We start from the raw sequence: 22,578 nt of genomic DNA on the forward strand, positions 1-22,578 counted from the left end.
CGCATGTGCACTGGGATACTGCTCGGATGTCCGATTTCGCGGAGTTCCGGGAGCGGGGGAGGACCGCTCTGCTGGCCGGTGAGGCCACTCATGACGTGCCCATGACGGAAGGCCACCCGCGCTGGGGCGCGGCGGCCGTGCTGCGGCCCGCCGGCGAGGTCGTCCAGCGGCTGACGGAGCTGGCGGCCACCGTGCACGCCCCCGGTCACTGGGTGCACGGCGGCCCGGCCCTGCACGTCACGCTCAGGACGCTGGAGCCGTACCGCAGCGTGATCCCGCAGGACGACCCGCTGCGCCGCGCGTACGGCGAGGCGCTGGCCGAGGCCGCAGACGGGCTGCCGTCCGCCTGGGTCTACCTCGCGGGCGTCGCGCCGCACCGGGGCGGCGTCCTGGTGGGCGCGCACCCGGTGGACGAGACGCTGGAGACGCTGCGCAAGCGCTTCGCCGGGAACCTGCAGTCGAGGGGCGTACGCGACCTGGAGTACGGCCGGGTCCGCGACCGCTGGTACGTCAGCCTGGTCCACTTCGCCGCGCCCCTGACGAACGCCGAGGAGATCGTCGCCTGGTGCGACGCCCACGCGGACGCCGACTTCGGCCTCGTCGAGCTGCCGGCGGCGGAGATCGTCCAATACGTCCACACCGGCTCGGCGATCAGGGGCGATCGCCTGGAGCTCGCTCCTCTGTCCGCCTGACTCACCCCATCACCAGCTCGGTGACGAAGTGGAGCAGGTGCCAGGCCACGTACGCGCTGAGCGAGGCGAACGCCCACTCCTTGCCCAGCCTGATGCGCGCGACCCAGCGCAGCTCCTCGGCCGGCTCCCGGCGCGCCCGCAGGCTCCTCGTGACGAAGTACGCCGAGACGAGCCACGCACCCCCCGACCCCACGACGAGCGCGGCCGACAGCGCGAGCAGCAGCGGCGACGGCGACGCTCCCGGCCCGCCGGAGAGCTGGTGCGTCCAGGCCGCGAGCAGGCCGCCGAGTATCGCGACGGTGATCCGCCGGTCCTTACGTGCCTGTCGCTTGAGCCACTGAAGGTCTCGCCGCAGATGGTTCTTGAGCATCCGGATCACCTCCGTGTGTGAATCGGCCGGTGAGTCCAGGTAACGAAAAGCTCAGAGAAAGATCTGCGACCTCGATCCTGAGATTTCCCGACTTTTGTCGGCGTTTCGGGTTAAAGCCTGAGCAATTCCCGGCCGAAGCCGGACATTCCCGCGGCTGAAGCCCACCGACTTCTGCCCGCATCCCGAGCGGCCTCGGGTGAAGCCGGAGCCGTCACAGGCGCTGGGCCCTGAGGCTGCGGGGGCGCCGGGTCTGAGGTGGCGGAGGCGCTGGCCCTGAGGTGGCGGAGGCGCTGGCCCTGAGGTGGCGAAGGTGCTGGGCCTGAGGTGGCGAAGGTGCTGGGCCTGAGATGGTGGAGGCGCAGAACCCGAGTCGCCGAACCCGAGTCGCCGGAGGCGCAGGGCACGAGGCGTGTCACGCGTACAGCCGGAGCTCCTCAGCGGCTTGCCGCGCCTCCACCAGGTCGCCCACCTCTTCGAGCGTGTGCACGGCCTCCTTCAGATGCCTGACCGCCTCCTCCCGCCGCCCCATCCGGGCGGCGATGAGGCCGAGCGCCCGCGCCGCGCAGCCCAGGTCGCGCCGCGTGCCGCACTCCTGGTGCACGTCCCTGGCCTGGCGGGCGTACGGCAGCGCCTCCTCCACCCGGTCGAGGTCGAGCAGGATCATGGCGAGCGTGGTCAGTGCCGCCGCCCAGCGGTCGCGCGTACCGCTCTCGTGCTGCAACTCGACGGCCTCCCGCGCCGGGCTGAGCGCAGCGGCGGGCCGCCCGGCCGCGTGCAGCGCCTGCGCCACCGACAGCAGCGCGCTCGCCCGGTTGTCGCGCAGCTCCTCCCTGATCGCCAGCGCCGACTTGGCCGCGCGCAGCGCGTACCGGTGCAGCCCCAGCGACAGATAGGTGTACGCGAGTGTCTCCTGCACGTCGGCCTCGGCCCGCCGGATGCCCTTGCCCTGCACGATGTCGAGGGCCTCCAGCGCGTACGTGAACGCCACCTGCGGCCTGCCCTGCCGCCGCCGCACCCGCGCGAGACGGTTGAGCATGCGCGCCTCGACCGGCTCGTCCCTGATCATCCTGCTGATGGCCAGCGCCTGGTTGAGGTAGTCGTCGGCGCGCCGGTAGTCGGCGAGCCGCCAGTGGACGAGCCCGATGTCGCCGAGCGTCTCGGCCCTGCCCTGCTCGTGGTGCAGCTCGATCTGCACGGCCAGGGCCTGCTCGTAGTAGGACAGCGCCTCGTCGTAGCGTGAGCCGTTGCGTGCGATGCGGCCGAGCGCGCACAGGGCGCGGCCGCAGCCGTACTGGTCGCCGGTCGCCGTGTAACCGGCCAGGGCGCGTTCGGCGTCGCGCCTGGCGTCGTGCGGCAGCCGCAGCAGGTCGTAGATCTCGGCCAGGCACAGCAGCGTCTCGGCTTCGGCGTGTTCGTCGCCCAAGTCGTGGCAGATCGACAGCGCCTCCAGGCCCTCAGACAGGGCGGCGTTCGGCTCGCCCAGGTTGCGCTGCACGGTCGCCAGGATGATCAGGCTCTGCGCGGTGCCGCGCCGGTCGCCCAGCTCCTCGCGTACGTCGAGGGCCTCCCCCGCGTACTGGAGCGCCGGCTCGTAGCGCTCCTGCGACAGGTGCAGCCGGGAGAGCGTGTGCAGGCACTTCGCCACCCCCGACCGGTCGCCGATCTCCTCGTACAGGGCGAGCGCTTCGGCGGCGTGGCGCAGCGCCTGCTCGCTGTTGCCGGCGATGCCGTGCACCTCGGCCAGCTCGTTGAGCGCCCGCGCCTGGCCCTCGCGGTCGCTGAGCGCGACGTGGTCGGCCAGCGCCTCCCCGATGAACCTGGCGGCCAGCGTGGACGGCCCGATGTCGCGGTGGATGGAGCCGAGGTTGCCGCGCATGAGCGCGATCGCCCGGCGGTTGCTCACCTGCATGGCCGAGGCCAGCCCGCCCTGCTGCACCTCCAGGTTGTTCTCGTAGTAGCGCAGCCGCCTGAACGGCTCGAACACCGCCGCCGCCAGCCGCCACGCCATGCCGTGCGCGCCGCTCTCCCCGGCCATCCGCACGGCCGAGACCAGCGAGCGCCGCTCGGCCTCGAACCACTCGCCGGGCGTCTCCGGGTCGGAGGCCACCGCCAGGTAGTGGTCGAGCAGCCGCGCCCTGGCCTCGCGTACGCCCGCCTCGGCGTGCCTGCCCAGCTCCCTCGCAAGCCGCTTGACCAGGTCGTGCACCCGGTAGCGCGACCCGGGCAGCGGCTCGACCAGGTACGCCCGGTGCAGCCCCGCCAGCGCGGCGACCGCCTCCTCCACCGGTACGCCGAGCGCCGCTGCCAGCACCTCGGGCGTGAAGTCGCGTCCTGGCAGCAGCCCCACGTGGCGGAAGGCGCGCCGCTGCGCCGGGCTCAGCGACTCGTACGCGAGGTCGAGCGCCGACCTGAACGCCTCCTCCGGGTCGCCCACCAGCAGCCGGTCGGGCCTGCGCAGCTCCTCGACCCGCCCGCGCACGCTCAGCCCGGGGTTCTCGGCGAGCTTGGCGGCCGAGATCCGCAGCGCGAACGGATGGTAGAAGCACACCCGCGCCAGCTCGGCCAGCGCGTCCCTGTCGGCCGCCTGGGGCGAGTCCTCGCCCAGCACCGCGACCAGCAGCGCCACCGCGTTGCCGGGGTCGAGCACCTGCAGGTCCAGCAGGTCGGCGTGGCCGGTGGCGCGCAGCGGCCCCATCCGCGTCCTGCTGGTCACCAGCACCACACAGTCCTTGCTGCCCGGCAGCAGCGCGCGCACCTGGGCGGCGTCGGCGGCGTTGTCGAGGACGAGCAGCAGCCGCCGCCCGGCGATCCTGCTGCGATACAGCAGCATCAGCTCTGCCTCGTCCGACGCCGGCATGTGCTCGCCGACGCCGAGCGAGCGCAGGATCTGCCCGAGCGCCTCGGCGACGGTCATCGGCGGCTGGCTCGGCGACTGACCGCGCAGGTCGATGAAGATCTGCCCGTCGGGGAACTGGTCGGCGTGCAGGTGCGCCCAGCGGGTCACCAGCGCGGTCTTGCCGACGCCCGGCAGGCCCTGCACGACCATCGTGTTGGGGCGCCGGGGCCGGTCGAGCCATTCGGTCAGCAGGTCGAGGCTCTGCTGGCGGCCGGTGAAGTCGGGCACGTCGGCTGGGAGCTGGCGCGGCTTGGGCATCTCGCGTACGGGGATCTGACTGCCCGGCTCCGGGACCGCCCGGCCGGGTGAGGAACGGCGTCACCCGCCCCTGCCAGGGCGCCGACAGGTGCTCCCAGCTGCCCGCGGCGGCCCGCAGCGCGACCGGGTCGGCGATGTGCAGACGCCGGTAGCCGGGCCTGACCAGCCAGCCCCGCTGCACCCACTGGGTGAGCTGGCGCTGCACCACGTCGGGCGAGCTGCCCACCAGGTCGGCGAGCGTCTCCATGGACAGCGGCGGCGCGGACTCCGATGCGAGCCCGTAGCGCTCGTCCAGGTGCAGCAGCCAGACGGCGAGCCGGGCGGCGACCGGCGCGCGGGCCAGCGCCTCGTGCCTGCGGGCGGCGAGATTCCGCGCGAACAGCTCCTCCACCAGCGCGGTCGCCACGGCAGGGGCCGCCGCGGCCTGATCGCGCAGCCGGCGCAGGTCGATGGGCCAGGCGCGGACCTCGGTGAGCGCATCCACCTTGACCCGGTCGGCGGGGCTCCAGAAGGCCAGCTCGCCGACGAGATCGCCGTCGCCGCGCAGGTCGTGGACGACCTCGCGCTCGCCGGCCGGGATGTACTCGCGGGCGTAGCCGTAATCGATCAGGTAAACGCAGTGGGCGGGCCGCAACGGCGAGCACATCGTCTCGTTACGGTGGAAGACATGCGGGCGGGCACCCTCGTCGACCAGCGCCTTGAACAGAACCACCGTGACACCACCCCGGGTGGGACGGCGGTGTCCCCGACATGACAGGCATCAACAGCCTGCGCGACGACCTGTCACATCAGTTGACGACAGCACGCTGCCGCTGTCAATCGGGTCGTCGGGGATCAGACGCTGGCGGATTCGGCCTTGTCGTTCTCGGCGCGGTCGGGCACGAAGCGGTAGCCGACGTTGCGGACCGTTCCGATGAGCGACTCGTACTCGGTGCCCAGCTTGGCACGCAGCCGCCGGACGTGGACGTCGACCGTCCTGGTGCCGCCGAAGTAGTCGTAGCCCCACACCTCCTGCAGCAGCTGGGCGCGGGTGAAGACCCTGCCGGGGTGCTGGGCGAGGTATTTCAGCAGCTCGAACTCCTTGAACGTGAGGTCGAGCACGCGCCCGCGCAGCCGCGCGGTGTAGGTGGCCTCGTCGATCGACAGGTCGCCGCTGCGGATCTCGTCGGGCACCTCCTCGGCCGCCTGCTGCGAGATGCGGCCGGTGGCCATGCGCAGCCGCGCCTCCACCTCGGCCGGGCCCGCGCTGTCGAGCAGCACGTCGTCAACGCCCCATTCGGCGGTCATCGCGGCCAGCCCGCCTTCGGTGACGACGACCAGGAGCGGGCAGTCGATGCCGGTGGTGCGGATCAGCCGGCACAGGCTCTTGGCCTGCACGAGCTCCTTGCGGGCGTCCACGAGAACGGCGTCCGCCGGCGGCGTGTCGATGAGCGCGGAGGCCTCGGCGGGCGCGACGCGAACCGAGTGGAGCAGCAACCCCAGCGCCGGAAGCACCTCGGAGGACGGCTCGAGGGCGTTGGTCAGCAGGAGCAGGTTGCTCATTACGGCCTCCTCAAACACACAAGGACCCGGGGGCTACGTCGCCCGAGTCCTGTAGGTGAGGATATCCCACGACTAAGTCGCGTCCATTGCGCGTCCAGCAGGTGAACAGCGCGTCTCCTGAAACAAGCTTGTTAAGGGCGACGCACAATAAGGCTGAAACGATTGTGAGGCAGGCATGGCCACAGGAAAGATACGTTATTGGGCGGCGGCCAAGGATGCCGCGGGCGTCGCGGAAGAGCCGTTCGACGCGGCCACTCTTGGTGAACTGATGACGAAAATCACACAGAATCGTGCCGAACTGGCGCGCGTGGTCCGCCGCTGCTCTTTCCTGGTGGACGGCTCTCCCGTGGGCAAGCGCGCCCACGATCAGGTGATACTCGCCGAGGGTGCGACCGTCGAGGTGCTGCCGCCCTTCGCCGGCGGCTGATCCGCAGGTGAACGCGTGCTCGTCCCGGGAATGAGTCAAACCGGATCGGTAGGCTCTTGACCCCCGCTCACGACAAGGAGCCCCATGCGCAAGCTGATCGTTTCACTGATCGTGCTCATCATTCTCCTTGTCGCAGCCGACAGGGTCGCGGTTGCCGGAGTCGAGCGCGACCTCGCCAACAGGATCGCCGCCTCCGCCGATCTGTCCGGCACCCCTACGGTGACCATTAAGGGCATCCCCTTTCTCACCCAGGCGTTCTCGGGCCACTATCCCGAAGTCGAGTTCGATCTCGGCACGTTCACCTACGGCGGGGTGCCGATCAGAAATCTGCACGGGGCGGCGTACGACGTGACGGCCCCGCTGGCCGAGATCCTGCAGAACCGCCCCGACATCAGGGCCGGGCGCGTCGCCGTCACCGGCACGATCAGCAGGGCGACCATCGACAAGTTCGCGCCCCAGGGCGTCAAGATCGGCGGCAACGGCGGCAGGCTCACCGCGTCGGGCGAGGTGACGGTGGGGGTCAACAAGGTGAAGTTCAACGCCGAGATGCGAGTCGAGCTGGCGGACGGAGGCATCAGGGTCCAGGCGGAGAAGATCGAGGGCGTGCCCGACGAGGTCGCCCGCATGGTCTCCTACACGATCCCGTTCAAAGGAAAGCTGCCCTTCGACGTGAAGGTGACCGAGGTCGAGAGCGTGCCGGGCGGGCTCAGGCTCTCGGCGGAAGCGACGAACGTGCCGATCCGTGGATGAGCGTGAACCGTCGCGTCCTCGCGTACGTGATGAGGACGTGACAGCAGCGGACACCGCCGACGAGGAACTCGTGAGGACCCTCTTCGACGAGCACGCTGGGCCGCTCTACGGGTACGTCCTGCGTTTGACCGGCGACTCCGGCAGGGCCGAGGACGTCGTCCAGGAGACCCTGCTACGGGCCTGGCGACATCCCGAGGCCATGTCCGGCCGGCCGATCAGGGCGTGGCTGTTCACGGTGGCCCGTAACCTCGTCGTGGACCAGCACCGCGCCAGGAAGGCCAGGCCGCCGGAGACCGGCGACGAGGCGCTTTCTGTCCTGCCGGCCGACGACGAGCTCGAGCGCGCGGTCGAGTCGTGGGCGGTGGCCGAGGCGCTCGCCGCGCTGCGGCCCGAGCACCGCGACGTGCTGCTGGAGGTCTACTACCGGGGGCGATCGGTGAAGGAGGCGTCGGCGACGCTGGGCATTCCGCCGGGCACGGTCAAGTCCCGTACGTACTACGCGTTGCGCGCCCTGAAGCTGGCGCTCGAAGAACGGGGGCTCGCACCGTGATGACCTGCGAGGAGGTCCGGATCGCGCTCGGCGCGCACGCCCTGGGCGCGCTCGATCCGGAGGAAGCGCTGGAGATCGACCACCACCTGGCCACCTGCGAGGCGTGCGGCGCCGAGCTGGAGGAGCTCGCGGGGGTGACGACGTTCCTCGGTAAGGTGTCCGAGCGCGACGTGGAGGTGGTGAGCAGCCCCCCGCGTCAAGTGCTCGACCGGCTGCTGAACGACCGCGCCAAGCGGTCGCGCCGCGGCCGGATCCTGACCGCGGTCGCGGCGTGCGCGGCGGTGCTGGTGGTGGGCGGCACGGTCTGGACGGCGATCCAGACCCGCCAGGCGGCCGAGACGACCGCCGCCCACCCGGTGGCGCAGTCCGAGCGGTCCGCCGGGCCCGATGACGCCGCGCCGCGGGTACTCGCCGACCAGGGCGCGCCCGAGTCAGGGGCCGCCGAACGCGACTCCCGCATGCCGAGTTCGGCCGAGCAGGCTCCCGTACGGCCCAGCCCTTCGCGCTCCCCCGAGCCCGCGCAGCCGTACGGGCAGGCCGCCACGCCGGCACCCGAGCGGGCCGAGGAGAGCGCGTCGTCACCGGCTGAGCAGCGCAAGGCCATGGAGGGCCGCGAGTTCAGCGGCTCCAACAGGGCCGGCGGCTACGGCGCCACGGTCCAGGCCCTGCCCGGCGACGGCGGCACCGAGCTGGGCGTGCGCGTCACCGGCATCCCGGTCGGCACCACCTGCTCCCTGGTCGCGGTCGGCGACGACGGGCGGCGCGAGGCCACCGAGAGCTGGACGATCGGCCCCGACACCTACCGCGACAAGACCGTCTTCCCGCGGCGGACGTCGATGACGATGGAGGAGATCGCCCGGTTCGAGATCGTGGACGAGGCGGGCACGGTGCTGGTCGAAGTCCCGGTGAGGAAGTGATCGCGCACGCCCGCGTCTTCGGGTGGGGAAGGAAACGCGGGCGTGCGCGGTTGCACCGGGGTGGACGACCGGATGGGCGGCGCCGGCGGGGCACCGGCGCCGGGCACGCTGAAACGAGGTGATCCACCTGCGCCGCGACGACCGCAGCCGCCACGCCGGCGCGGAGCACAGGTCTGAGCGGGAGCGGCTGTCGGCGGGGGAGCTGGGGGCGGAGAGCCTGGGCGAGCGGGCGACGCTGGTGCACTTCTCGACGGCGTTCTGCCAGCCGTGCCGGGCCACCAGGCGGGTCCTCGCCGACGTCAGCGCGCTGGTGCCGGGCGTGCGTCACATCGAGGTGGACGCCGAGTCGCGGCTCGATCTCGTACGCCGTCTTGAGATCACCGGCACCCCCACGGTGCTGGTGCTCGACCCGGAGGGAGCAGTGGTCAAAAGGGCGTCCGGCCTGCCGCGAAAGCACGAGGTGCTGGCCGCGCTCGCGCTGGCCGTACCCGACCCGGGAACGTGAGGCGTCTCACACGCTGTCTCACTAACCGGACGAGATGTGACAGATGACGAGACGCCGAGTAGTGTCTTGCTCATGAACCCATCGACAGAGCTGCTCACGAAGCGGCGCGCGGTCGACTTCTGCCGCGTCGCCACCGCGCTCTGTCGCGCTGCCTGAGGACGATCTCGCGCGGATCCACCATCCGCCCCAAATCGACCCTTCAGGGAGCATCCCGCGATGCGTGCCTATCCCAGAGCGCTGCGCCCCGGCGCGGCAACCACCCTGGTCGTCCCCCACCCGGTCACCGAGAGCCGCCGGCTGCTCGCCGTCCGGGTGCTCGACCGCATGCTGGGCGCGTTCTCGCGCAGGCCGTACGCGATGCTCGGCTCGGCGCTCGCCGCTAGTGCGCTGAAGGAGCGGAAAGACCGCAAGACGCAAGGCTCGCCCCGGCTCTCGCCGGAGATCGGGCCTGTCGTCGCGGTCACGGGCGTGGCCGGATCCGCCTCCGGAATCATGCCGATGGCCCACACGGCCACGGCTGCGGCTCTCCTCGCCGCTTTCCTCATCGCAGCCTTCGGTATCTGCCTTGGCTGCGCGATGTACCTGCTCATTCGCCGACTACTGCCCGCCGCCAACATGGAGGTATCTCAATGAGCCGCTCCGCCGCCCTGGTGGACGCCGACTGGGTCGAAGCCAACCTCGACACGCCCGGGGTCGTCATCGTCGAGGTCGACGAAGACGTCAGCGCCTACGACAAGGGCCACATCCGTGGCGCGGTCAAGGTCGACTGGCGCAACGATCTGCAGGACCCGGTGCGCCGCGACTTCGTCGACAAGACGGGGTTCGAGGCGCTGCTGTCCGACCGGGGCATCTCCAACGACGACACCGTCGTCCTCTACGGCGGCAACAACAACTGGTTCGCCGCCTACGCCTACTGGTACTTCAAGCTCTACGGCCACGAGAACGTCAAGCTGCTCGACGGCGGCCGCAAGAAGTGGGAGCTCGACTCCCGCGAGCTGGTGACCGAGGTGCCGCAGCGGCCCAAGACGCAGTACGTCGCCAAGGAGCAGGACACCAACATCCGCGCCTTCCGCGACGACGTCGTGGCGGCGATCGGCAAGCTCAACCTCGTCGACGTGCGCTCGCCCGACGAGTTCACCGGCAAGCTGCTCGCCCCGGCCCACCTGCCGCAGGAGCAGGCGCAGCGCGCCGGCCACGTGCCGACCGCCCGCAACATCCCGTGGTCCAAGGCGGCCAACGACGACGGCACCTTCAAGTCCGACGAGGAGCTGCGCGCCCTCTACCAGGAGGCCGGGGTCGACTTCGGCAAGGACACCATCGCCTACTGCCGCATCGGCGAGCGGTCGGCGCACACCTGGTTCGTGCTGCACGAGCTGCTCGAGCAGCCCAACGTCAAGAACTACGACGGTTCGTGGACCGAGTACGGCTCGCTCGTGGGCGTGCCGATCGAGTTGGGGGAGGCCCGCTGATGACCGCACAGGGTTGCGGGGCGCCGGAGCAGACCGTGACGCTGCCCGCTGGTATCGATCTGTCCAACCAGGCCGTCATCCAGGGCGTCGTGACCGGCGCCGGCACCGCGTACGCGCGGCTGCTCGACCACACCGGTGAGTTCACCGGCGAGGTCGTGGTCTCCGACGACGGCATCTTCCGCTTCTTCGCCGCGCCGGGCGACTGGACCGTCCGCATCATCGCGGGCGGTGGCGTCACCCGCGACGTCAAGGTCCAGGCCAAGCTGGGCGAGGTCGCCCAGCTCGCCGTGGCCGTCTGACAGGCGACACGTCAGGGCCCGCGTCCGGCTCTCCGGACGCGGGCCCTTTCGCATGCCCTGGGTCCCTTCGCGGCAAAGTGGCCGTTCACCTGGTGCTTGATTGCGGAGCGCTTTCGAGGGTTGCGGCTGCGTCACAAGGGACAGAACGCTACGATTCCACAGATGTCCGGTTCGACAGGTGTGACGGCGCCCCCGCAACCAGGGCCCACGCCGGCTCAGGAGATGCCGTCGCCGTACTCACTGCCCCTGCACGCCCTTCGCCTGGCGGGCAAGTGCGCGCTGCCGCTGATCCTCTGGTTCGCCGCGGGCGAGCTCCTCCGGTTCGTGCTGCTCTACGCGGCCAGCGAGGTCCCGTACGGAGACTTCAAGCAGCTGCGCTACGTCGGCGTCATGACCCTGCTCACGCTCATCGTGCTCGCCGCGATGACCGTCACGACCGGCATGCTGCACGCGCTGCGCGGCGCCCTGTGGGAGATGCGCGCCAGGGCCGACGAAGGCGTACGCGACGAACCGCTCTTCCGCACCCTCGACCGCGTCGCCCCCACCTTCGCGGTGCTCTACCTGGCCTGGGGCTTCCAGACCGAGGACGCCAGAGACGTCTACCAGATGGACATCTTCCATCACTACTTCGAGCAGACCGAGGCGTCCTGGTTCGGCGAGGAGAGCGACGTCGGGCGCGGGCTCGTCGACCTCGACTGGCGGGTCTCGCTCGGCGCCATGGCCGTCATGTTCGGGCTCAAGTGGCTCTTCGCCAAGTTCGTCGAACAGGGCCGAGGCAGGTTCTACGGCTTCCTCGCCGCCTTCTCCGAGTTCGCCTTCGTCTTCTACGGCCTGAACGCCACCGTCGCCTTCGGCGACGCCCGCTCGGAGTGGATCCAGCACCGCAGAGCCGTCGCCGGCACCGAGGAACTGCTCACCCAGGCCAAGGAGGGCGTGCCGCTGTGGGCGGACATCACCGATTGGTTCGGCGAGGTGTGGCCGCTCGTCCTCGAGGGCGTGGCCGTGCCGCTCGCCTGGCTCACCGTCGCCATGCTGGTCTTCGGCGTCTACTCCGACGAGACCCGCACCCTCCTGCGGGGCACCCGCCTGGAGCGCGGCCTCGACAAGCTGGAGAGCAGCCACGACCTCACACAGAAGTCGTTCGACCGGCTCACCGGCGGCTTCCGCGACCGCTGGGTGCCGCTCGCCAACTCCCTCCGGATGATCTTCAATGGTGGGCTGCCGCTCTTCGGCATGATGTGCCTGTGCTACTCGGTGCTCGCCGTCGGCGGCCAGTACGCCCAGCGCGGGATCATGATGCTCATCGGCACCCGTGACGAGTGGGTCGGCATCTACCAGGTCCAGCCGGTCGCGTTCGTGCGCGAGATGGTGGTGACCGTGCTCACCATGGCGCTGCTCGCGGCCACGTACGACATCGCCGCCACCCGGGCCCGCCGCGCCGGCCGCCCCCTCGACGAGATCTGACCGGCCGCCAGGCCGGCCTCGGGCTCGGCTCCCGCGCGGCCGGCGTGACTCCCGTATGAGCGGGCATGGGCTGCCGGCCGTATGGGCGGCGGCGTTCAGCGGCGCTTGAAGCGGAGCACGTCCACGTCCGGCACCAGCTTCGCGGCGCCCTCGCGGGTGAACAGGTCGTCGATCGGGGTGTCCGAGCGGTAGTTGCTCGGCCGGAACGACAGCTCCACCTCGTCCGCGACCGCCGTCGGCACGATCGCCAGGCCCTGGATCTTGTACTCCCTGCCGACCACCAGCTTGTCGGTCGGCCGGTCGCCCACCGGCTCGATCGGCACCGTCCAGATCCGGCCCGAGCGGTCCTGCACCTGGACGTCATGCGGCTCGGCCACCATCGTGGCGCTCTTCTCGTCCACGGCCTTCCTGGTGATGTCCACCTTCAGCCAGGTCACCTCGGGGCCGTGCGTGTTGCCGGCGGGCGGCTTCGTGCGCTCCATGGCGGCCCGCCACTCGATGCCGTTCACCTTGCCCGCCTGGCCCGCGGGGACGACCGTCTCCTTGGTCTCCTCCTCGGCGACCTTCTCATAGAAGAGGTGGCCGTCGTAGGTGTGCGCGGCCGTTGTCAGCAGGCACGCCAGCGCGGCCGCGGCGGCCACCAGCGCCGTACGACGCTTCGACCTGCCTCCGCCGCTGCCCGCCTCACCGGAGGGCGGCCCATCCTGGCCCCCGGACCTGCCCAGGGACTCACCCGGCCCGTCCGCGCGGAATTGCCCGTACTGTCCGGGCCCGGGCTCCTGCCCAGGGAGGCCGTACGGGCCGGGGCCGCCGTACGGCGCCGAGGGATCATGCGCGTGCGAGGCCGCGAAGCCGTGCGGGTTCGGGCCACCGGGCTGCGCCGAGAGATCGTACGCGCCTGGGCCACCGGGCTGCGCCGAGGGGCCGTGCGCGCCTGGGCCACCGGGCTGCGCCGAGGGGCCGTGCGTGCCTGGGTCACCAGGCTGTGCCGGGTCACCGGGCCGCATCGGGTCGCCGCCCTGCCCCGCGCCACTCGGCCGGTAGGGAGGCGGCGGGCCACCCGCCCTGACGGCGGGCATGGGCTGCGTGGCACCACCGACCGGCTCCTTGGGTGCGGGCGGCCACACCTGCTGATCGGTAACGACCGGCCGCGCCCGCCCCTCGGCCCCATGCCGAGCACCACGGCCCTCACCGGCACCCTGCCCAGGGCCACGGCCTCCGCCGACCTGCCCGACAGCACCGCCTTCGCCAGGCTGCCCGAGAGCACCGCCTTTGCCAGGCTGCCCGAGAGCACCGCCTTCGCCAGGCTGTCCGGAAGCCCTGCCCTCGCCAGGCTGTCCGAAACCGAGGCCTGCAGCGGGCTGTGGCCCAGCGCCGTAGCCGTCGGTACCTCGTCCGGGGCCGGCGTTTTCGTCGGCTTGTCCGGGGGTGGCGTCGACTCCCGGCCCAGGCTCGAAGCCTCCGCCGGGCTGCCCGTAACCGTGGGCGACGCCGGGCTGCGCGGGGCTGTAGCCGTCGCCGGCCCGTCCGAGGCCGGCGCGTTGGCCGCGCTGTCCGGAGGCATCGCCGGCTCCCGGCCCAGGGACGGACCCGAAGGCCGCCGTCGGAGCTTGCTCGTCGTAAGCGGGACCGCTCGAGTGCCTGCCGCCACGCGCGGCACCGAAGGCGGCCTCACCGCCCGCCAGGCTCCCACTGCCCGGCGTGGCACCGCCCGCTGACGTTGCACCACCCGAGAAGGCACCGCCGCCGGAGATGGCCTCGCCACCGAGAACATCGCCGCCGTCCGGCGCGGGACGCCCGCTGGGGACACCGCCTGTTTCTGGCACGGTGTGCCCGCCTGGGATACGGCCTGCGTCCGGCACGGTGTGCCCGTCTGGGATACGGCCTGCGTCCGGCATGGCACGCCCGTCTGGGATACGGCCTGCGTCCGGCACGGTGTGCCCGCCTGGGATACGGCCTGCGTCCGGCATGGCACGCCCGTCTGGGATACCGCCTGCATCCGGCACGGTGTGCCCGCCCGGGACACCGCCTATGTCCGGCATAGCACGCCCGCCCGGAGCACTGCCGGGCTCCGGCATGGCACCGCCACGGGACACGCCGTCGGCGCCCAGCACCCGGCTGTGCCCCTGCTCACCGCTGTGAGCGGGCTCGTCCGAGTGCCTGCCCGAGCCGGCTCCGGCCCCGAGCGGGGACCCCTCAGCCTGCGCCTGCCCGCGCCTGTCAGCCTGCGCCTGCCCGTGCCCGGCTCCGGACCACCCCTCCGGAGCCTGCCTGCGTGCCGTCCCATCCCCGAACCGTGGGTCGCCGGCTTGCCCCGGACCGTGCTCAGGTCCGAAGGCATGATCGCCGGTGGTGGCGTGAGGGCCGCTGTGGCCGCCCTCAGAGCCGTAGCGGCTCATGACGCTGTGCGGGCCGCTGTGCCCTTGCTCGGGGGCGTAGCCAGGGCCACCGGCAACCTGCGGGCCGCTGCGGTCGCGCTCGGGCGCGTAGCTGTGGCCACCGGCGGTGCGTGGGCCGCTGTGGCTTTGCTCGGGGGTGTAGCTGTGGCCGCCCGTAGCTTGCGGGCCGTTGTGCTCGCGCTCGGGGGCGTAGCTGTGGCCACCGGTAGTTTGCGGGCCGCTGCGGTCGCGCTCAGGGGTGTAGCTGTGGCCACCGGCGGCGTGTGGGCCGCTGTTGCCTTGCTCAGGGCTGCGCGGGTAGTCGTAGGTGTCGCCGGCAGGCTCGTGGGCCCTGCCCCAGGCCGGAGGCGGACCGGGTTCGCGACCGGCACCCCAGCCCTGCTGCGGGTCGGCGTCTCGGCCCGGCTGGGAGCCTGCGTCCCAACCACGCTGCTGGGTGGGGTCGGTGGTGCGGCCGAGGCTTGGGCGGTAGGTGTCGGACGAGCCGTAAGGTGCGGCGTCCGGGGCCGGGGCCGGGGCCGCGTGGCGGCGCCGAGGCAGAGGCGAGGAGCCCTGCTCAGAGTGCCCGCCTGAGACGGCCGGCCAGGCGTGCGGCGTCTCCTCGCCCGGCTGCTCGCCAGCCCAGCCCGCCTCCATGCGGTGGCCCGCTTCTGTGTGGCGGCTCGCTTCTGTGCGGTGGTCTGTGTCCGTGCGGTGGCTCGCGTCCGTGCGGTGGCTCGCGTCCGTGCGGTGGCTCGCGTCCGTGTGGTGGCTTGCCTCCGCGGGGGCGCCCAACCCTGTCGGGACGCCGGGGTGTGCCGCGCCGCTCTGCGGGGCGGGGCCGCCGAAGCGGTGGCCGAAGTCGTCGGAAGGACGGCCGTGGTCAGAGCCCCGGCCGTGGTCTGAAGCCCGGCCATAGTCCGAGGCCCGGCCGTGGTCCGAGGTCCGCCCGCCCGGGGCCGAGGCCGCGTTCGGTCCTGAGGTCCGCCCCGGGGCCGAGGCCGCGTTCGGTCCCGAGGGTCGGCCAGGGGTCGAGGGTGTGCCTGGTCCCGAGGTGCGGCCGGTGGGCGACGTCATGCCCGATCCCGGGACGCGGCCGAGGCCCGGCGTGGGAGGCGGAGCGTCCGTGGGGGTCCAGTCGTGTTCGGACGGGGACCAGTCGTACTCGGAGGTGGCGCTGTGAGCGGGCGGGCGGCCGGGCAGGCCGCCGCGCATCCCAGGCCCCGGCGGGAGACCCTTGCCGGGCACTTGCTCGTGGGCGGACTGCGGCGGCGCCTCGATCTCGGCATCGGCATCGGCATCGACGCCGAACTCGGTCCTGGCCCTGGCATTCAGGCTGGCGCCGAACTCGGTACCGGCCCCGGCGCCGCCCCGGGCACCGGAGCCGGGCTCAGGCTCGGTCTCAGGACCAGGTGTCGGGTTGACGCGTGGCGAGAACCAGTCACGCTCGTTCGTGCTCATCCTGAGATCACTTCTTAACGATCGAGTAGACGTCCTGCGGCGAGTCGGCGAGCTTGCGCGCCCCCGCCTCGTCCAGGCCGAGATCGATCTCGACCTCAGGCCGGTACGGCTCCTGCGGCCCCGCCTGCGGCGGCAGCTTGAACACCACCCGCGCCCCGGGCAGCGCGCTGGGCGGGATCTCGAAAAAGGACAGGCCGCCGACCCAGATGTCGGGCTGTACCCATTTGTTGGCCAGGGTCTGCTGGCTGTCCACCCGGTCGGTGGCGGCGAAGCGCTTGCCGTCGTCGGTCAGCAGGACGGGCTGCCCCAGGTGGTACGGCTTCATGCTGGACTTGGCCGACGCCCTGACGATGAGGAAAAGGTTGCCGGTCTCGATGGTCTCGGTGTCGGAGGTCTGGATCTTCTTGGCCGTGGTGAAGGAGTCGAGACGTACGGTGAACCGGCGGGCGTCGACGGCCTCGCCTTTGGTCCCGGTGTAACTGAGCGGGTCGCTCATCGCCCCTTCGCCGAGCGCCTTGGTCTGCAGCAGAACGGCGGCGGCGAGCATGGCGAGCCCGGCGATGACGCCGGTGACGCCGGTCCCGGCGCTTCTGCGGCGGTTGCCCCGGCGCGGCCGGCGGGCGGGGGCGATCTCGGAGCGTTGTTCGGTGACGGTCATGACGTGCCGCCCTTCTTCACCGGCAGGGTGACACGAGCCTTGATGACGGGCAGGTACGATCGCTCGCCCGCCTCTTCGGCGACCATGCCCCATTCGAGTTCGGCGTTGTTGAAGCCTTCGGTCAGTTCGAAGGAGGCCACGTCGAGGGTGACCTTGTCAGGCGGCTGCTGGCCGTCCTTGAGCCGGTAGCGGAGGATGACCTGGCTGGGCACGCCGGGGTGGAGCTGCCGGGTCTCGTCGCCCTTGCTGAGGGCGAACGCGAACGGCCCCGAGTCCCTGTCGAACGCGGGCGTGATCTTGACCAGGGACCCGGCGAAGGTGGTCGAGGTGAAGGCGTGTTCGAGCTTTTCAGGCGGCAGGCCGACGGGCAGCGTCTCGTCGCCCTTGTTGGTGACGTCGAAGACGACTTCGAGGAAGCGCTTGTCCTCGTCGAAGTCGTTCTGGGCGCGCTCGACCCGTACGCGCGACTCGACGAACTTGGTGTCGTACAGCCCCTGGTCGAGCACGGCGCCCTGGCCGAGCGGCTCGACCTCGTCGGGAGCCTCGTTGAGGCCGCCGAGCAGGGCGGTGATGCCGATGACGGTGAGGGCCGTCAGGGCGATTGCGGGCACCACTACCGGGCGTCTCGGCTTGTTACTGCGGTCGCCGGAGGGTTCCGTCATGGGTAAGGATGGTAATAGCTATCGCTTGTCCCATCTGCCGCAATGCTCCCATCGGACTGGTCAAATTGCCGAGAACCCTGCCGCTACGGTGGTTCTAGCTCATACGCTGTCACGGAGCGGGAATGGGCTGAGCCCTACACCTAATGACATATCGGCGGCCGGAGGGTCACGTGGCGGACGTGCATCCCGAGCATGCCCAGCTCCAGGCGGACCGCATCTACCTGGGCTGGCAGTACATCCTGCTCCATCCCGACCCGGGACCGCCGCCCAAGCGTCCCTCGCCGGTCGAGGAGCCGTCCGCGCAGGAGCAGCCCGATCCCGCCACGTCCGATCTGCTGCGCCGGGAGCGCCAGCTCGAGGACATGCTCAACCGGCCGGTACGCCACGTCCGCATGGCCATGCTGGTGCTGTCGGTGCTGATCGTGGGCGCCGCGCTGACCGGCTACCTCGCCTGGTCGTTCGCGGTGCTGGGGCTGATCGCGGCCGGCGGCGTGGCGGGCATCTGCAGCTACGCGCTGTTCCAGGGCGACCGCGCGGTCAGGTACCGGGTGATGGAGCAGCAGGCCCGCGACGAGCGGCGACGGCAGGAACGTGACAAGGAGCTGTTCCGCGCGCAGGAGGAGCACGCGCAGCGCTACCGCGAGTGGCAGGAGTCGAAGGAGCGCCACGACAAGCAGCTCACCTGGTACGCGGTGTCGGTGCCCGACGAGATCGACCGCATCGACGTGGCGGGCGGCACCTTACCCGGCTGGTCGGCGCTGATCACGCTGATCGGGGCGACCCGGCTCTACAGTGGCGGCCATCTGACCGTGCTCGACCTGTCGGAGGGCGCGATCGCCAAGGACCTGATCGAGCTGGCGCGCAAGGGCGGCGACGACCCGCTGGTGTGGGTGCTGCCGGTCGATCTGCCCAGGCTGGACCTGGGCGCCACGCTCAAGCCCGAGGCGTTCGCCGACGTGCTGGCGCACGTGGTGAGCGTCAGCGAGGAGCACCGCACCACCCGGGACCTCAGCTTCGACAACGCGATCCTGGAGCGGGTGCTGGAGGTGCTCGGCGAGAACGCCACGATCAGGCAGGTGACCGCGGCGCTGCGGGCCCTGGCGCAGGTGGGCGACCCGCGCGACGACCTGCGGTTCGGCCTGATCACCGCCACCCAGCTCGAACGCATCGGCACGCTGTTCGGCCGCGGGGTCAGCGACCGGGTGGTGATCGAGCGGGCCTGGGCGCTGGAGTCGCAGCTGCGCAAGCTGGAGTCGCTGGGCACGGAGGCCGTGCGGCTGCCGCCCGCCAGGCTGCGGGTGGTGAGCATGGACCGGCAGGCGGGCGTGTTCGGCAACCGGGTGCTCGGCACGTACGTGGCCACCGCCCTGACCCACATCCTGCGGCAGTCGCCCGCATCCGACCGGCCCTGGTACCACACGATCATCGTGGCAGGCGCGGAGAAGCTGAGGGGCGACGTGCTCGACCGGCTGATGGACGCCTGCGAGACCTCGCGTACGGGACTCGTCCTCACCTACCGGTCGCTCACCCCCACGGTCAGGGAGCGGCTCGGCCGAGGGCACGCGGCGGTGGCGTTCATGCGGCTCGGCAACGCCGAGGACGCCAGGGTGGCGAGCGAGCACGTCGGCACCGAGCACCGCCTTGAGCTGGCCCAGCTCACCGAGACGATCAGCGAGTCGCTGCCGGGCCTGGACGGCGGCTACACCTCGACGATCGCGCAGGTCGAGGACGGCGCGCAAGCCCACGACGAGCACTCGCCCGACCTGAAGGGCGACATCACCGAGTCCACGGAATGGGGGCGCACCGCCGACAAGATCTCCGAAAAGGAACGGGTGCTGCAGCGCTCGCGCGAGTTCCTCGTCGAGCCGCACCAGCTCCAGCAGCTTCCCACCACGTCCGTGATCGTCACGGACGCCACCGCGCAGGGGCGTCGGGTCCGCCTGGCGGACGCGAACCCGGCCATCCTCACCTTCCCCAAGACGACGCTCGGCGAGTTCGAGGAGGTCAAGGACGCGGTGCTGGCGCTCGACCCCAGAGCGGGCGGCGCAGACGGCGAGCCGCCGCCGAACCTCGGGCCGCCACCGCCGCGCCTGGACTGGCGCAAGGGCAGGCAATGACATGGTCAATGTCAAGGTGACGAGCTGACGGTTGGCGGAATTTAACAAAGAACCGTCTGTGGGGGATTGAAATGCAGCCGAGCGTCTCGTTGAGCGGGCCCTGGTATCGAATTCAGTCGATCGCAGCACCCTCGCGAAGCTCGTCGGCGGAATGGGATTTCGTCACCGTGCTTCCCGCGGTGTTGTCGGCGGCGCAGCGCGATCGGCCGTTCGTGATCGGCTGGTTGTCGCGCGGATCGGGAGCGCCTCTTGAACTGATCACCAATGCCGGGCCGTTGTCGCCGCCGCGCCAGCCGCGCAGGTCCACCGACCTGCCCGACCATCCGAGCGGCCCTCAGCCGCTGCTGTTCCCCGGGGGAGCGCGTGGTGTGCGGCTGGATGAGGAGTATCTGGCCGACCTGGCCGACCTGGTGTGGACGCCGTGCCCGGGACGTCAGGCGCCGCCGCTGGGCAGCAAGGGGCGCGAGTTCGACCCCGACGAGCTCAAGCGGCCGACGCTCTTCGAGTCGACGCTGGTGACGCTCATGTCGCGGCCGTTCGGCTGGCTGGTGGTGGCCGAGCCGACCGACCTGCTCGACGCCGAGGTGGCGCACCTGCGTACTCAGCTCAATGTGCTGCGGCAGTACGGCGACGCCTCCGAGCGTTCCCGCTTCGACGCCGAGCGGGCCGAGCGCCGCATGCAGGAGCTGGACGCCTTCCGCGAGGCCGGTCTGTGGAACGTGCGCGTGCTGGCCGGCGGCGCCACCGCCGAGGAGCTGCGGCAGATCGCCCCCGTGCTCGTCGGGTCGGTCGAGATGAGCCATCACCCGTACCGGCTGCGCAGCTCGCACGGGGCCGCGTACGCGCTGACCGAGGCGCTGGCCATCACCATGCAGGACCCCGCCGACGGCGCCGCCGCGCCCTTCGCCGCCACGGCGGGGGCGCTCGCCGCGCTGGCCGGGCTGCCCCGCCGCGAGGTGCCCGGCGTACGGGTGCTCGACTCGGGCTTCTTCGACGTGACGTCCGAGTCCGACGGCGCGGGGAACGCCGCGGGCGAGGGCGGCGAGCTGCTGCTCGGCGAGATACTCGACGGCCAGGACCGCGGCGTCGGCTCGTTCCGCGTGCCGCTGGCCACGCTCAACAGGCACGCGTTCGTCACCGGCGCGACCGGCTCGGGCAAGTCGCAGACCGTGCGGCACATGCTGGAGCAGCTCAGCAGGGCCCGCATCCCGTGGCTCGCGATCGAGCCGGCCAAGTCCGAGTACGCCGCCATGGCCGGCCGCGTCACCGAGCCGGTCACCGTGATCAACCCGTCGGCCCCCGACGGCGTGCCGTTCAGCGTCAACCCGCTCGAACCCGAGCCCGGCTACCCCGTCCAGGCCCATATCGACATGGTCAGGGCGCTGTTCATGGCGGCGTTCGACGCCGAGGAGCCGTTCCCGCAGATCATGTCGCTGGCCCTGCAGCGCGTCTACGAGGCCACCGGCTGGGACGTCGTCACCGGCGGCGCCGTGCCCGGCTCCGACGTCCCGCCCAGCGTGCCCACGCTCGAACAGCTCCAGCAGCACGCCATGGACGTCATCAAGGAGATCGGCTACGGCCGCGAGGTGCAGGCCGACGTCGAGGGCTTCATCTCGCTGCGGCTGCGCTCGCTGCGCGTCGGCTCGGCCGGGCGCTTCTTCGAGGGCGGGCACCCCGCCGACATCGGCGGCCTGCTCGAACGCAACGTCGTGCTGGCCATCGAGGACGTCGCCAACGACGAGGACAAGGCGTTCCTCATGGGCACGCTGATCATCCGCATCGTCGAGCACCTGCGCATGCGCGCCCGCCGCGAGCGCTCGACCGGGCTGCGGCACGTCATCGTCATCGAGGAGGCGCACCGGCTGCTGCGCGACCGCGGACACGGCCGGGCCTCCACCCACGCCGTCGAGCTGCTGGCCGGGCTGCTCGCCGAGATCAGGGCGTACGGCGAGGGCATCGTGGTGGCCGAGCAGATCCCCACCAAGCTCGTCACCGACGTGGTCAAGAACACCGCGCTGAAGGTCGTGCACCGGCTGCCCGCCGAGGACGACAGGAGGCTCGTCGGCGCCGCCATGAACCTCAGCGACGAGCAGTCCCGCCACGTGGTCTCGCTCCAGCCGGGCGCGGCGGCGGTGTTCGCCGACGGCATGGACCGGCCGCTGCGGGTCCGCGTGCCGCTGGGGGAGTCGCGGGAGAAGGTGCTGCCCGGGCCGCCGCCGCCCATCAGGGGGCGCAGGTCGGCCGCGTGCGGGGCGCAGTGCCGTACCGGGCAGGCGTGCACGCTGGTCGAGCTGCGCGAGGCCGACGTGCTCGCAGGGGCGCAGGAGTGGGCCTGGCTGCGCATCTGGTGCGACACGGTCGTGCTCGCCTTCGTCACCAACCGTCCGCTGCCCGGCGTCCCGCGCGCGCTGTCGGCCGCGTGGAACGAGCTGCCGGCCCGGCGCAGGGAGTGCCTGCTCGCCACCCTCATCGAGCGCTGCGTGCAGCGGCGCGCGTGGTCGCTGCGCACGTGGTTCGACCCGTCGCTGCTGACCGAGAAGGCCGCGGAGACCGCCACCCGCCTGCTCGCCGGCCTCGACAGCGGTGGCGAGCGTCCGGGGGCGTCGTGGGTGATCCCGCAGGTGCGCTGGCTGCACGAGGTGGAAAGACTCTTCCCGTACGGTCACCCCGCCCCGAACCCGCGCAGCCCCGCCCCGCCCATGGAGTACGCCCTGTTCCGCCAGTCCCCGGGCACCACCGGCGACCTGGGGCACACCGAGCTGCTCGGCCACCGCGCCAAGGCGCTGCGCCACCACCCGCTGTCCATGGAGGTGGAGCACAACAGGGAGCTGGCCTGGCGGGTCATACTCGGCGACGACGAGAGCGAGAGCGTGCAGCGCGACATCCTCACCGTGGCCATCGGGGTCGAGGCGGCGGCCAGGATCCGGCACGTGGGGCAGACGATGGGGGCGGGCTGGCTGGAGGGCGTGCTGTCGTGGCCGCGCCGGTTCGTGCTGCCGTTCGAGCAGGGTGGAGCGCCGGAGATCGCGTTCGCCGAGCCGGCGGCGGCGCCCGTGAACGCCGCGCCCGTCTACAGCACCCCGGCCACGTAAGGGCGGCCTGGGCGATGCGGGCGGCCCGGCCGGGGCGCCGGGACGTGGCGGCTGGGCGTTCGCTCGTGGCA

At 71.8% G+C, this 22,578-nt stretch carries 22 protein-coding genes and 1 pseudogene; 15 read left to right on the forward strand and 8 right to left on the reverse strand.

The window, feature by feature from the left end:
• Positions 1–26 precede the first annotated feature (26 nt).
• The gene (locus tag AB0K67_RS21920) at positions 27–692 is read left to right on the forward strand and encodes a hypothetical protein (protein ID WP_364062928.1); all 666 of its coding nucleotides are present in this window, start codon (positions 27–29) and stop codon (positions 690–692) included.
• Position 693: 1 nt separating this feature from the next.
• Here the strand turns inward: AB0K67_RS21920 and AB0K67_RS21925 are convergent, their stop codons facing one another.
• From AB0K67_RS21925 to AB0K67_RS21935, 3 genes and pseudogenes are all read right to left on the reverse strand, one after another.
• Positions 694–1,062, reverse strand: coding sequence for a hypothetical protein (locus AB0K67_RS21925; RefSeq protein WP_364062931.1), 369 nt, complete (start codon positions 1,060–1,062; stop codon positions 694–696).
• 412 nt (positions 1,063–1,474) lie between these two features.
• Positions 1,475–4,216, reverse strand: a complete 2,742-nt coding sequence (locus tag AB0K67_RS21930) for a tetratricopeptide repeat protein (RefSeq protein ID WP_364062934.1) — start codon at positions 4,214–4,216, stop codon at positions 1,475–1,477.
• A gap of 169 nt (positions 4,217–4,385) precedes the next feature.
• Positions 4,386–4,622, reverse strand: a pseudogene (locus tag AB0K67_RS21935) (helix-turn-helix domain-containing protein); the annotation flags it as partial.
• Between AB0K67_RS21935 and AB0K67_RS21940 the strand changes: the two are divergent.
• Entirely contained in the window at positions 4,512–4,970 is a 459-nt protein-coding gene (locus tag AB0K67_RS21940; protein WP_364062937.1) for a hypothetical protein, read from the forward strand. The pseudogene AB0K67_RS21935 and the gene AB0K67_RS21940 sit on opposite strands and share 111 nt — an antisense overlap.
• 80 nt (positions 4,971–5,050) lie before the next feature.
• Here the strand turns inward: AB0K67_RS21940 and AB0K67_RS21945 are convergent, their stop codons facing one another.
• Positions 5,051–5,758, reverse strand: coding sequence for a response regulator transcription factor (locus tag AB0K67_RS21945; RefSeq protein ID WP_364062940.1), 708 nt, complete (start codon positions 5,756–5,758; stop codon positions 5,051–5,053).
• Between the two features lie 175 nt (positions 5,759–5,933).
• On the opposite strand from AB0K67_RS21945, the gene AB0K67_RS21950 reads away from it, so the two are divergent.
• The 10 genes from AB0K67_RS21950 (at position 5,934) to AB0K67_RS21995 (ending at position 12,139) form a co-directional block, all read left to right on the forward strand.
• Positions 5,934–6,185, forward strand: a complete 252-nt coding sequence (locus AB0K67_RS21950; RefSeq protein WP_364062943.1) for a MoaD/ThiS family protein — start codon at positions 5,934–5,936, stop codon at positions 6,183–6,185.
• 84 nt (positions 6,186–6,269) lie between these two features.
• Complete coding sequence (locus tag AB0K67_RS21955) at positions 6,270–6,935, forward strand: DUF2993 domain-containing protein (RefSeq protein WP_364062946.1); 666 nt, start codon at positions 6,270–6,272, stop codon at positions 6,933–6,935.
• A 37-nt stretch (positions 6,936–6,972) separates the two neighbouring features.
• A complete protein-coding gene (locus AB0K67_RS21960; RefSeq protein ID WP_364062949.1) occupies positions 6,973–7,485 on the forward strand; it encodes a sigma-70 family RNA polymerase sigma factor in 513 nt (170 codons plus the stop codon).
• The gene (locus AB0K67_RS21965) at positions 7,485–8,402 is read left to right on the forward strand and encodes a zf-HC2 domain-containing protein (RefSeq protein ID WP_364063265.1); all 918 of its coding nucleotides are present in this window, start codon (positions 7,485–7,487) and stop codon (positions 8,400–8,402) included. Before AB0K67_RS21960 ends, AB0K67_RS21965 begins: the two co-directional genes overlap by 1 nt.
• A gap of 187 nt (positions 8,403–8,589) precedes the next feature.
• Positions 8,590–8,907 (forward strand): thioredoxin family protein, encoded by a 318-nt coding sequence (locus AB0K67_RS21970; RefSeq protein WP_364063268.1) that lies wholly within the window; start codon positions 8,590–8,592, stop codon positions 8,905–8,907.
• A gap of 72 nt (positions 8,908–8,979) precedes the next feature.
• Entirely contained in the window at positions 8,980–9,063 is an 84-nt protein-coding gene (locus AB0K67_RS21975) for a putative leader peptide (RefSeq protein ID WP_350668905.1), read from the forward strand.
• 60 nt (positions 9,064–9,123) lie between these two features.
• Positions 9,124–9,540 carry a DUF4395 family protein gene (locus AB0K67_RS21980; protein ID WP_364062952.1) on the forward strand — a complete coding sequence of 139 codons (417 nt, stop codon included), beginning with the start codon at positions 9,124–9,126 and terminating at the stop codon, positions 9,538–9,540.
• Positions 9,537–10,376 (forward strand): sulfurtransferase, encoded by an 840-nt coding sequence (locus AB0K67_RS21985; protein ID WP_364062955.1) that lies wholly within the window; start codon positions 9,537–9,539, stop codon positions 10,374–10,376. Before AB0K67_RS21980 ends, AB0K67_RS21985 begins: the two co-directional genes overlap by 4 nt.
• A complete protein-coding gene (locus AB0K67_RS21990; protein WP_364062958.1) occupies positions 10,376–10,675 on the forward strand; it encodes a DUF1416 domain-containing protein in 300 nt (99 codons plus the stop codon). Before AB0K67_RS21985 ends, AB0K67_RS21990 begins: the two co-directional genes overlap by 1 nt.
• A gap of 162 nt (positions 10,676–10,837) precedes the next feature.
• Positions 10,838–12,139 (forward strand): hypothetical protein, encoded by a 1,302-nt coding sequence (locus AB0K67_RS21995; RefSeq protein ID WP_364062961.1) that lies wholly within the window; start codon positions 10,838–10,840, stop codon positions 12,137–12,139.
• Between the two features lie 95 nt (positions 12,140–12,234).
• Here the strand turns inward: AB0K67_RS21995 and AB0K67_RS22000 are convergent, their stop codons facing one another.
• Positions 12,235–12,780 (reverse strand): hypothetical protein, encoded by a 546-nt coding sequence (locus tag AB0K67_RS22000; protein ID WP_364062964.1) that lies wholly within the window; start codon positions 12,778–12,780, stop codon positions 12,235–12,237.
• 528 nt (positions 12,781–13,308) lie between these two features.
• Between AB0K67_RS22000 and AB0K67_RS22005 the strand changes: the two genes are divergently transcribed.
• Positions 13,309–13,857, forward strand: a complete 549-nt coding sequence (locus AB0K67_RS22005) for a hypothetical protein (RefSeq protein ID WP_364062967.1) — start codon at positions 13,309–13,311, stop codon at positions 13,855–13,857.
• Between the two features lie 2,128 nt (positions 13,858–15,985).
• Here AB0K67_RS22005 and AB0K67_RS22010 read toward each other — a convergent pair.
• Both AB0K67_RS22010 and AB0K67_RS22015 read right to left on the reverse strand, forming a co-directional pair.
• Positions 15,986–16,636, reverse strand: a complete 651-nt coding sequence (locus tag AB0K67_RS22010; protein WP_364062970.1) for a hypothetical protein — start codon at positions 16,634–16,636, stop codon at positions 15,986–15,988.
• Positions 16,633–17,298, reverse strand: a complete 666-nt coding sequence (locus AB0K67_RS22015; RefSeq protein WP_364062973.1) for a hypothetical protein — start codon at positions 17,296–17,298, stop codon at positions 16,633–16,635. Before AB0K67_RS22015 ends, AB0K67_RS22010 begins: the two co-directional genes overlap by 4 nt.
• Before the next feature lie 170 nt (positions 17,299–17,468).
• On the opposite strand from AB0K67_RS22015, the gene AB0K67_RS22020 reads away from it, so the two are divergent.
• The gene (locus tag AB0K67_RS22020; RefSeq protein ID WP_364062976.1) at positions 17,469–19,415 is read left to right on the forward strand and encodes a hypothetical protein; all 1,947 of its coding nucleotides are present in this window, start codon (positions 17,469–17,471) and stop codon (positions 19,413–19,415) included.
• A 112-nt stretch (positions 19,416–19,527) separates the two neighbouring features.
• On the opposite strand, the gene AB0K67_RS22025 is transcribed toward AB0K67_RS22020, so the two are convergent.
• Complete coding sequence (locus AB0K67_RS22025) at positions 19,528–19,722, reverse strand: hypothetical protein (RefSeq protein ID WP_364062979.1); 195 nt, start codon at positions 19,720–19,722, stop codon at positions 19,528–19,530.
• A 61-nt stretch (positions 19,723–19,783) separates the two neighbouring features.
• Here AB0K67_RS22025 and AB0K67_RS22030 point away from each other — a divergent pair, with 61 nt between their 5' ends.
• Positions 19,784–22,507, forward strand: coding sequence for an ATP-binding protein (locus AB0K67_RS22030; protein ID WP_364062982.1), 2,724 nt, complete (start codon positions 19,784–19,786; stop codon positions 22,505–22,507).
• Positions 22,508–22,578 lie beyond the last annotated feature (71 nt).

Source organism: Nonomuraea sp. NPDC052634 (assembly GCF_040678535.1).
Classification (GTDB): domain Bacteria; phylum Actinomycetota; class Actinomycetes; order Streptosporangiales; family Streptosporangiaceae; genus Nonomuraea; species Nonomuraea fastidiosa.